Annotated in this window: 1 protein-coding gene; it reads right to left on the bottom strand. The window is 65.2% G+C overall.

The window, feature by feature from the left end; genetic code table 11:
- Nucleotides 1–41: 41 nt before the first annotated feature.
- Nucleotides 42–1071 (bottom strand): IS66 family transposase (locus B0W88_RS31895; RefSeq protein ID WP_077038422.1); only part of this gene is annotated, 1030 nt, incomplete at its 5' end.

Here is a 1071-nt window from a genome sequence, read left to right as displayed (position 1 = left end):
GTATGCGTCCGGCCAACCCATCTTGACGTCGAGGACGAGACTCAGCCCTTGATGTTCGTCGGCACCCAGCGGTGCGGCAACAAGTCGTCGATGTCCTTGGCCGGCTGAGTCGGCAGCCGCTGCAGGATGTCCTTCAGGTAGGCATACGGGTCGTGCCCGTTGATACGCGCGGAGTGCACAAGGCTCATCACCGCGGCGGCACGCTTGCCCGCGCGCAGGCTGCCAGCGAAGAGCCAGTTCGATCTTCCGAGCGCAATCGGACGGATCATGTTCTCAACCCAATTGTTCGAGATTGGCAGGTCGCCGTCGTCGATGTAGCGGGTCAACGCTTCCCAGCGCTTCAAGCTGTAGTCGATGGCTCTTGCGGTGGCCGAGCCTTCGGGCACAAGGTGCCGCTGCCGCAGCAGCCACTTGTGTAAGGCAGCCGCGACCCGACGTGACTTGCGCTGGCGTATCCGCCTTCGCTCGTCGGGCGTGCTCTCGGCGATGTCTTCCTCGATCCGGAAGAGCAGTTGGAAGTAGCGCAGCGCCTGTTCGCCCACCGGGCTGCCGTGATTGGCCCACAGCTCGTGGAACTTTCGCCGCGCGTGAGCACCACAGGCCACGCCGGTCACGCCGCGCTCGAAGCTGGCCTGATAACCCGAGAAGCCATCGGTGACGAGCTTGCCCTTCCAAGGGCGCTCGCCGTCCTGGCCGAGGAAGGCGCGCACGTTGTCGCCGCTGCGGGTCTCGCAGAACTTGAACACCACCGCCTTCACTGGGTTGAAGCGGGTCGTGCAGTAGGTCCAGATGTAGGCCTTGTGCGTCTTGCCGTGACCGGGCTTGAGCATGCCCACCGGCGTCTCGTCGGCATGCAGGACATCGTGGCGAAGCAATTCGGCGGTCAACGCATCGACGAGCGGTTGCAATTGCGCGCCGCACTCTCCCACCCACTGCGCCAGGGTCGAGCGGGCGATGGCCATGCCGGCGCGCTCGAAGATGCGCTCCTGCCGGTATAGCGGCAGGTGATCCAGGTACTTGGCCACCAGCACCTGGGCCAGCAGCCCGGCGGTGGGGAGGCCCTTGTCGATG

This window comes from Pelomonas sp. KK5, assembly GCF_001984095.1.
In the GTDB taxonomy this organism is placed as follows: domain Bacteria; phylum Pseudomonadota; class Gammaproteobacteria; order Burkholderiales; family Burkholderiaceae_C; genus KK5.
The sequence above is the reverse complement of the archived record's forward strand: the minus strand, read 5'-3'. Positions and strand labels throughout refer to the sequence as shown.